6 protein-coding genes and 1 pseudogene are annotated in these 8871 nt (G+C 66.4%); 2 read left to right on the forward strand and 5 right to left on the reverse strand.

The annotated features are described in order from the left end of the window. Positions 1 to 2: 2 nt before the first annotated feature. The 5 genes from pabB to uriH all read right to left on the reverse strand — a co-directional run bounded on the left by pabB (position 3) and on the right by uriH (position 6156). The gene (gene pabB / locus AB4074_RS21690; protein WP_441415245.1) at positions 3 to 2090 is read right to left on the reverse strand and encodes an aminodeoxychorismate synthase component I; all 2088 of its coding nucleotides are present in this window, start codon (positions 2088 to 2090) and stop codon (positions 3 to 5) included. Continuing rightward, complete coding sequence (locus tag AB4074_RS21695; RefSeq protein ID WP_441415246.1) at positions 2087 to 2647, reverse strand: low molecular weight protein-tyrosine-phosphatase; 561 nt, start codon at positions 2645 to 2647, stop codon at positions 2087 to 2089. The genes pabB and AB4074_RS21695 overlap by 4 nt, the downstream gene beginning before the upstream one ends. Before the next feature lie 105 nt (positions 2648 to 2752). Beyond that, positions 2753 to 3697 (reverse strand): ribokinase, encoded by a 945-nt coding sequence (locus tag AB4074_RS21700; protein WP_441415247.1) that lies wholly within the window; start codon positions 3695 to 3697, stop codon positions 2753 to 2755. Continuing rightward, positions 3694 to 5121 carry a uridine transporter UriT gene (uriT, locus tag AB4074_RS21705; protein WP_441415248.1) on the reverse strand — a complete coding sequence of 476 codons (1428 nt, stop codon included), beginning with the start codon at positions 5119 to 5121 and terminating at the stop codon, positions 3694 to 3696. The genes AB4074_RS21700 and uriT overlap by 4 nt, the downstream gene beginning before the upstream one ends. Continuing rightward, positions 5122 to 6156, reverse strand: coding sequence for a uridine-preferring nucleoside hydrolase UriH (gene uriH, locus AB4074_RS21710; RefSeq protein WP_441415249.1), 1035 nt, complete (start codon positions 6154 to 6156; stop codon positions 5122 to 5124). Positions 6157 to 6378: 222 nt separating this feature from the next. On the opposite strand from uriH, the gene AB4074_RS21715 reads away from it, so the two are divergent. Both AB4074_RS21715 and AB4074_RS21720 read left to right on the forward strand, forming a co-directional pair. Beyond that, positions 6379 to 7356, forward strand: a complete 978-nt coding sequence (locus tag AB4074_RS21715) for a LacI family DNA-binding transcriptional regulator (RefSeq protein ID WP_441415250.1) — start codon at positions 6379 to 6381, stop codon at positions 7354 to 7356. A 153-nt stretch (positions 7357 to 7509) separates the two neighbouring features. After that, positions 7510 to 8871, forward strand: a pseudogene (locus AB4074_RS21720) (HNH endonuclease); the annotation flags it as partial.

Genomic DNA, 8871 nt, shown 5'->3' on the forward strand with positions numbered 1-8871 from the left:
TCTCAGGTAGTGGGAAACTCCGCGCCGAGGGCCGAGAGCACGCCGAACGCCTTGGTACGGATTTCGTCGTATTCGTCCTGGGGCGTGGAGTCCGCCGTGATGGCGCCCCCGACGCCGAGACTGAGCGTGCGTCCTCCGTCGCCGTCGGGACCCATCACCAGAGTCCGGATCACGACGGCGAGGTCCGTCGCCGCGTTGAGCGAAAAGTACCCGATCGCGCCGGAGTAGACCCCGCGCGGTCCGGATTCGAGCCCGTCAAGGATGTCCATGGTGCTGATCTTCGGGGCGCCTGTCATGGACCCGGCAGGGAACGCGGCCGCCACGGCCTCGGCCCGGGGTGCTCCGGGGCGCAGCCGGGCGTCGATGGTGCTCACCATCTGGTGCACCGTGGCATAGCTTTCCACCTGGCACAACCGGCTGACGGTCACTGACCCCGGCACGGCGAAGTGGCTGAGGTCGTTGCGGAGCAAGTCCACGATCATGATGTTCTCGGCACGGTCCTTGAGCGAGGATTCAAGGCCACGCCGCAGGGCCTCGTCAATGGCGGGATCGTTGGCCCGGCCCCTCGTGCCCTTGATCGGCTCGGCCCGCATGCCGCCGTCGGAAGTTATCCGCAGGAAGCGCTCCGGCGAGGTACTCGCGACCGTCATATCGCCGAACCGCAAGTAGCTCGCGAACGGCGCCGGGTTGCGTTTGCGCAGCGCGAGGTAGCTCTCCCACGGGTCCATCCCGGGATCCGGCGCCGTCACTGTGGTGGTCAGGCAGACCTCGTACGTGTTGCCCTCGGCGATCTGGTGCTGGGCCTCAGTGATTTTGCTTTTGTATTCGTCCTCGGTGTCGCGGCTGGAGAACTCGAGCGCCACCGTACGGCTCCCGACGGCGGGATCCCCGGCCGAGTGCCTCGGCGCTCCCGCCGCTTGGGGTGCCGACGCCGCGGACAGCACGGCCTCGCGCGCAATCCCGAGCCATTCGCCGGCGTCGGGAGCCTCGATGGCGAGCAGCCAGACGGCGCCGTCACGGTGGTCGATCACGACGGCCCGGCCGGCGAAAAGCAACGCCGCATCCGGAGTGCCGGCTTGGACATCGCTGCCACCGGTCTCCCGCTTCAATTCATAGCCGAGGTAGCCCAACCAGCCGAGCGTGAATTCGCAGTCGTAGCCTTCCGGCGCCCTCAAGGCCCTGCGGCCCCACACGGTGTCCAGCCAGCGGAAGAAGGGACCCGTGGTCTCCACGGTGGCGCATCCGGCGCTCAGCCGGGTGGCTCCGGAACTATGCATTACAGCTTGACCGAAGGAGCCGCCGTCGTCCGCGAGGATACTGAAGCGGCTGCGTTCGGTCGCCGCATTGGAGGATCCGGCGTCGCTGGCTGTGTCCCTGTTGGAGGACGTGTTGGAGGAATCGAGCCAGACGGCGTTGGCGGACTTGGCGTACAGCGCTTGGAACAGCGCCGCGGCGTCCGGCGTGGCGTCGATCCGTTCGGCTTTGAGCTGTAAGCCGCGGCGTGCCGAGAGTTCGGGAGCCAGCACAGGGGAGAGAGCAGGGAGGTAGTTCAGCGCCTGCAGGGCGTCATCTGGGGCATTGCCATCCGCCCGGTTCAGCACCCGGACGTCGATGTGGTCGAGGACGTCGTCGGACTCCAGCCACTCGTCCTCCTGCGCCGCCCAGCTGTCCCAGAACGGCTCGTAGCTGCTGCCGTCGCGGGCCATCGCACGGTGCCTGCGGTCGTCGTCGGGAGCGTCTACCCAGACCACGGCGTCCAGCATGGGCCGGGCCGCACTCGCGGCGGCACCGACGCCCTCGACGATGACGAGTTCGGCAGGCAGCGTCACATGGCTGCGGCCGTCGTAGTGTTTCTCCCAATCCCAACTGACCCACTCGGCGGCGTCGCCGTGCCGCAGCGGTGCCAGGACCGTGGTGACGTACCGCTCGACGCCCGCGGCAAGGCCGTTCCAGCCCGGATAGATGTCCTCAAGATGGAACAACGACACCTTGTGATGCATGCGTAGGCGGGCGGCGAGTTCGACGGCGAGAGTAGTCTTTCCCGCGCCGGACCGGCCATCGATGGCGATGATCACGGGTGCTGGGGTCATGAAATAGAGCGTACCTGCTGCGGATCGTGCTGCTGTGCGTGCTGCCTCGCGGCAAGGGCTTCCCGCGTGTGCGCGACGATGCCAGGGACGGCCGCGCGAATGAGGTCCCAGGTCACGTCGAAATCGTGATGGCCCCCATACCAAGGATCCTCGATGCCCAGGTCCAGGGTGCTCCGGCCAACAACGGCTGGGTCGAAACTGCGCAGCATCCGGATCTTGGCGAGTGTTTCCGAATCCGGGGCGGCCTCGTGCAGCCAGCCATAGTGATCCACGTCGAGGGCCAAAATCAGGTCCCGCTCCCGGAACCACTCCGGGCGCCAGCTCCTGGCAATGTGACCCTCGGAGCGGATGCGATGTGCCGAAAGGACCCGGGCTGCGCGTGGATCGATGGGGTGCCCGGCCTCGTAAGACGTAGTTCCCGCGGAGTCCACAACAACCGCTCCACCCAGCCCTCCGGCGTCGAACGCTTCAGTCAACATCAGTTTCGCCATGGGTGAGCGGCAGATGTTTCCCGTGCATACGGTGATGATGCGGTATGGGCTCGACGCTGAGTACATGGAGCAAGCATGGGGGATGCCACCCTGTCTTGGCTAGTCAAAAAGGAAAGGAGATTACAGGATTTGTAAAGTCGCTGGTGGAGGCGTAAAAGCGCGGGCTGCGGCTCAGGAAATCCGCAAGTGCTCCAGGACTTCCTCGGCGCCGGGGTAGGCGGCCTGCGTGCCCTTCTTGGTGGTGGCGAGCGCTGCGGCAACCGAAGCGAACGCCGCGGCTTCTGCCAAGGTTTCGCCCGCGGCGAGGCGGGCAGCGACGGCACCGGTGAAGGCGTCCCCCGCACCGGTCGTATCCACGGCATTGACCTTGGTGGGTGCGATCCGGGAGATCTGTTCCCCGGATGCTGCGAGTGAATCCAACACCACCGAGCCGTGGGAGCCGAGGGTAACCAATACCCGTTGCAATCCGCGCTCGGCGAACTGGCTTCGGACCGACTCCCAGGCGCTTGCATGCGCCCCCGGGTGCGGCATTTCGGCGTCGCCCAGGAACATGGACGCTTCGTGGGCGTTCACCAGCAGGACATCGCTCAAGGCGGCCAGGCTTTGCGGGATCTCGGCGTACGGCGAGAGGTTCAACAGAACGGTTGCACCGGCGTCGTGCGCTGTTTTGGCGGCAGCCTCCACAGTTTCGAGGCTGACCTCCAGGCAGAGGCAGAGCACCGCGGCCTCGTCGAAGGCGTCCGCTGACACGTCCGCCGGGGCGAGCGTTCCGTTGGCGCCTGCCGAAATGATGATGTTGTTCTCACCGTTCGCGTCTACCGCGATGACCGCGACGCCGGTGGCGACATCCGCGGAACGGCGGACGCGCGAAACGTCCACGCCGGCCCCTTGCGTGGAGGCAAGGAGCATGTCACCGTTGGGGTCGTTTCCGACCGCACCGATCAGGCTCACCGTGCCGCCCAACTTGCTCGCCGCGACGGCCTGGTTGGCGCTCTTGCCGCCGGGATTGACCGCGAAACCGTAGCCGTGGACGGTTTCTCCGGGGAGCGGGAGCCGCTCGCAATAGATGGTCAGGTCCGCGTTCAAGGACCCGACGACGACGATCCGGCGGTTCACTTTTCAACCTCGGCTTCGAGGGGCTTCGGGATGAGCAGCGAGGCAGCGAAAGCGGCGACCGTGATGGCGAGGCCGACGACGACGACCGTCAAGTACGAGGCCTTGGCGTCGCCGAGCGCCGAGGTCGCCACAAGGACCGCCGGCAGCACCAGGAAGCTCAGGCCAGCGCCGAGGTTGAAGGCTCCGGCATTCATTCCGGGCAGGAAGCCGGGGTTGCCGGCGGGGGAGAGGACAACTCCGAGTCCGTTGAGCATGATGTTGACCGTACCGGCGTACATGATGCCGAGCAAGGCCGTTCCCACGATCATGAGGGGCAGGCTGCCGAGTCCGAAGAACGCGATGACGGCCAGGGCCGCGATGCTTCCCAGCATGCCGATGCGGAGGACTTTGGTGTAGCCGAGCACCGGGGCGAGCCGGCCGCTGATGGGTCCGAATACCCAGCCGAGCAGGGCGTACGGCGTGAGGATCATGAGGGACATCTCGGTGGGGCCAACCCCGAATCCCGGTGCCGCGGCCTGGACGTAGGCCGGGACGATGCCGTTGATGACTGCGAAGATGCCGGTCATGGCGAGGGTGGTGGTCAGCAGCGGCGCCCAGGTGGAACGCTGGCGCAGGTGGACGGTTTCCACCATCGGTTCCTTGGATCGCTTCTCGACTGTCCAGAACGCGGCGAACGCGGCAGCAGCGACCACAATCAGCCCGATGGCCAGCGTCAGCGTTCCGGAAGAGAAGGCGCCGACCAGCTTGGACCCCTCATTGAGGGCTGTCAGGAGTGCGCCCACCGCGATGACTATGAAGAACACGCCGAGCCAATCCATGGTTGTGCCTGCAGCGGGCTTGCTCTCGCCAGCAAGGATGGCGACCAGGGCCGTGGCCACGATTGCGAGGCCGACCATGAGCCAGAAGATGCTGCGGAAGCCGAAGTGCTCGGCGAAGTAACCGCCCACGAAGGAGTCGACGCCCGCAACGCCGCCGTTGACTGCCGTGATGAGGCCCATCAAGGCTCCGTACTTGCGCGGGTTATTGACCGCGGAGCGCAGCATGATGAGGCACAGCGGCACGGTGGGGCCACTGACGCCCTGGACGATGCGGCCCACGAAGAGCCATGTAACGTCGGGGGCCATGGCTGCGATGACCGAGCCGACGGCCATCAGCAGCATCATGCCGAGGAGGATTTTCTTGCGGCCGACGATGTCGCTCAGGCGCGGCAGGAAGAGCGAGAACAAAGCTGCGGCCGTGAAGAACCAGGTCTGGGAGAGGCCGATGACTGCCTGGTCCGTGTGGAGCTCGTTTCCCATCGTGACCAAGGCCGGGCTGAGCATGGACGCGTTGAGCTGGAAGGCTACGCAGGCGGCCAGCAGGGCCACCATGAGGGCCGCGACGTTGCCGCGGTTGGTCTTGGTTTCGTTGATGAGGGTGGTCATTTACTTGGCCTCTCCGGCGATGCTGGCGACGGCGGCGGCGTCGCCGCTAATGGTGGCGGGAGCGCCGGCGTCGGGCTCCCCGATGCGGATGATCGCGTCGGTGACGAGGTTCCAGAACTTCTCGTGGTCAAGGTCGACGGCGACGGAGGTGTGGCAGTCGGCCGGCGCGGGGGCGCGGAAATCTGCCACGGTCATGCCAAGGGTGAGCTTGCCCTGCAGTTCGATGTCGACGGGGACTTTGCGGGTAGTCATCACGGTGGGGTCGATGACGTAGGCCACGGCGCAGGGATCGTGCACCGGGGGATAGTCGAAGCCCTGTGCATCCTTGTAGGTCTTGGTGAAGAACTCCATCAGTTCCATGACGAACTTGGCCGGCTTGGTGCCCACGGCGGCGATCTTCTCGACGACGTCGGGAGTGGCCAGCGCCTGGTGCGTGAGGTCCAAACCGACCATCACCACGGGCCACTTTTCGTTGAAGACGATGTGTGCGGCCTCGGGGTCAATGATGATGTTGAATTCCGCCACGGCGCTCCAATTGCCTACGTGGTAGCCCCCGCCCATGAGGACAACTTCCTTGACGCGCTCAACGATGCGCGGCTCCTTGCGGGCGGCCATGGCGATGTTTGTGAGTCCCGCTGTGGGGACGAGGGTAACGGTGCCCGGCTCGTGCGCCATGATCGTTTCGATGATGAGGTCGACGGCGTGGCGCGGGTCCAGCTCGATGGCGGACTTGGGCTGTTCGGGCCCGTCCATGCCGGTTTCGCCGTGGATGTCCGGCGCGGTTTCTATGGAGCGGACGAGTGGGCGGTCGCAGCCGGCGGCAAAGGGAACACCTGTGATGCCGGCGATGGTGCCCACGGACAGGGCGTTTCGGGTGACCTTTTCTAGGGTTTGGTTCCCCACCACCGTGGTAACGGCGAGCAGTTCGATGTCCGGGTTGCCGTGGGCCAGCAGCAGGGCCACGGCGTCGTCATGCCCGGGATCACAATCCAGGATGATCTTCTTGCGTTCACGGGTCATGGTGTTGGGGTCCATGTTCATCTCCACGTCATTGGGGCCTGCCGAGGCAGGGTGCTAAAGCATTCAGGGGAATTCTGGCACTGGTTTGTGTGTCACGTCAAACGCTTAACGCAGATGGCGTCAAGCGCTTGATGCCTTGCGGCGTGGGAAGGGCTTGATTCCCGCTACGATCGTTGTATGGAATCCGCGGAACCAGTGCATCGGGCCTCAAGCCGCACGCAGCGCGTCACCGCAGCGATGGTGGCCTCCCTGGCAGGGGTCTCGACTGCGACGGTGTCCCTGGTTGCCAACGGCAAAACCCAGGGCAGAGTGTCCGACGACAACATTTCGCGGGTCCGCCAGGCCATCGCCGAACTCGGCTACGTGGTGGATGGCATCGGCAGTTCTTTGGCCAAGGGCGTGAGCTCGATCGTGATCCTTGTGGCGCCGGACATTTCCAACCCCTTTTTCGCCAAAGTCATCGCCGGAGTCCGGGAATCGCTCGGCTCCGAGTACCAACTGCTGCTCTCTGTGACCGATGCCGGTGAGTTCCCCCGCGCGGAGGACGTCCGAAAGCTCCTGGCCCTTCGCCCTGCGGGCCTGCTGGTGGACGCACCCAACGCAAGCTTCCTGGAGGATCTTTCGGTTGCCGGGCCGCTGGTCCTTCTCGATGCGCCGGGCCTCGAAGCCTATGCTCCGTCCGTCAACCTCGACGTCGCACATGGCGCCCGTGAATTGGCCGCGCACCTTGCGGCCTCCGGGCACAAGCGAGTTGCCTACGTGGACAGCGTGACCGGCACGGCCACCTTCGAGGTGCGCCGGGCGGCGTTCCTGGATGAAGCCAATTCCTGCGGGATTTCCGTTGCGGACGCGCACATCATCAGTACCACCATCGACGTCGGCGCCGCCGCGGCTGCCTTCGCCGCCGCGTGGCCGGACTGGCAGCGCGCCGGGGTCACCGCCGTCGTTTGCGGAACTGACACCCATGCCTACGGCGTGTTGCAGGAGGCCCGAGTGGCCGGGGTCCGGATTCCGGAGGAACTCGCCGTTGCCGGCTTCGATGACCTGCCGTATTCGGCCACGAGCAACCCGAGCCTGACCAGTGTGCATCTGCCGGCCACTCCGTTGGGGCTCAAGGCCGGCGAACAACTCCGGGCGCTGATGGAAGGGCGTGAGCTGGAACAGCCGCAACTGACGCTGGAGAGTTCGTTGGTGGTGCGCGGGTCCACGGCGTAGGAGGCGGGGCTCGTTTGGTGGGGTCCATCGACTCAGCGTGGTTCACCGAGCTGCCGACGATTCCTGCTGAAAAGTTCCGTTGATTTTCGGGGATTTTGTCCGGGAGGGTTTCCGCGAGCTAAAAATGTCGTACCCCTCTGGAATGCTTTGGTCATGGCGGGGAACCGGGGAACACAGCTGATCGGATCAAGCGCGCCTTCGGGCGGGGCGGGTCCGGAGGCTGTGCCCGGTGTTGCTGTCCCGTGCGTCCGGGTGCAGGACCTGATCGACGCAGTGAAGTCTCTTCGCCCGACCGCTCCGTTTGAACTGGCCGGCGGCACCGAACTGGCCGGCAGCGCCGAGTTGATAGACCAGTTGCGTGGTCTTGAGGATTTGAAGTCCGCGGCCGCGGCTGCGCAGGCGAGGATCGCGGTCGCGTTCGATACCGCACAGCGCAGCGCCGACGCGGCGGCGGGTGTACCGGCCAACGAGCAGGGACGCGGGGTCGGAGCCCAGATTGCGTTGGCCCGGCGGGAATCCCCGGCCCGCGGATCCCGGCTCTCCGGCTTCGCGAAAGCCCTCGTGAGCGAAATGCCGCACACCCTCGCCGCCCTCGAGACCGGGCAGCTGAGCGAATGGCGGGCGACGCTGCTGGTGAAGGAAACGGCCTGCCTGTCCGCCGAAGACCGCTGCGCCGTGGACGAGGAACTCGCCGCCGACACCGGAGTCTTCGACGGCGCCGGAGACAAGGCCATCATCGCCGCGGCCAGGACCGCGGCCTACCGGCGGGACCCCCGCTCGGTCACCCAGCGCGCCAGCCACGCCGCCACCGAACGGCACGTGAGCCTGCGCCCGGCGCCGGACACGATGACCTACCTGACCGCCCTGCTCCCCCGTCGCCCAGGGCGTCGCCGTGCACACGGCCCTGACCCGGCACGCCGACTCGCTGCGCTCCAGCGGGGAGACCCGGACCCGGGGACAGATCATGGCCGACACCCTCGTCGAACGCACCACCGGCACCCCCGCAGGCATCACCGGCGTCGAGGTCCAGCTCGTCATGACCGACCGCACCCTCTTCCAGGGCGATGCCGAACCCGCCCGGCTCCCCGGCTACGGGATCGTCCCCGCAGGTTGGGCCCGGACACTGCCCATCACCGGGGACCAGGGCCAAGCAGAAGGTAGCCAAGACGGAGACAAACAGCCCGGCCACGAGCTCCGGCAGCCCCAGGATCTGAAGGTCTGGCTCCGGCGCCTCTACACCGCCCCCGGGACCGGGGACCTTGTCGCCACCGATTCCCGTGCCCGGCTTTTCCCGGCAGGCATGCGGCGCTTCATCCAGGCCCGCGACGACACCTGCCGCACCCCTTACTGCGACGCACCCATCAGGCACTTCGACCACATCATCCCCTGGCACGACGGCGGCACAACGAGCCTGACGAACGGGGCGGGCCTGTGCGAAGCCTGCAACCACACCAAAGAACTCAAAGGCTGGACAGCACGAACCGAAGCAGCAACAACACGCCCCGGGACACGGCA

The organism is Arthrobacter sp. 2MCAF14 (assembly GCF_052115645.1).
Classification (GTDB): Bacteria; Actinomycetota; Actinomycetes; order Actinomycetales; family Micrococcaceae; genus Arthrobacter.

Excerpts from the sequence above, each read along its gene's own strand:
- pabB (WP_441415245.1), bottom strand. The coding sequence starts at position 2,090 with ATGACCCCAGCACCCGTGATCATCGCCATCGATGGCCGGTCCGGCGCG.
- AB4074_RS21695 (WP_441415246.1), bottom strand. The coding sequence starts at position 2,647 with ATGTACTCAGCGTCGAGCCCATACCGCATCATCACCGTATGCACGGGA.
- uriT (WP_441415248.1), bottom strand. The coding sequence starts at position 5,121 with ATGACCACCCTCATCAACGAAACCAAGACCAACCGCGGCAACGTCGCG.
- uriH (WP_441415249.1), bottom strand. The coding sequence starts at position 6,156 with ATGGACCCCAACACCATGACCCGTGAACGCAAGAAGATCATCCTGGAT.
- AB4074_RS21715 (WP_441415250.1), top strand. The coding sequence starts at position 6,379 with ATGGTGGCCTCCCTGGCAGGGGTCTCGACTGCGACGGTGTCCCTGGTT.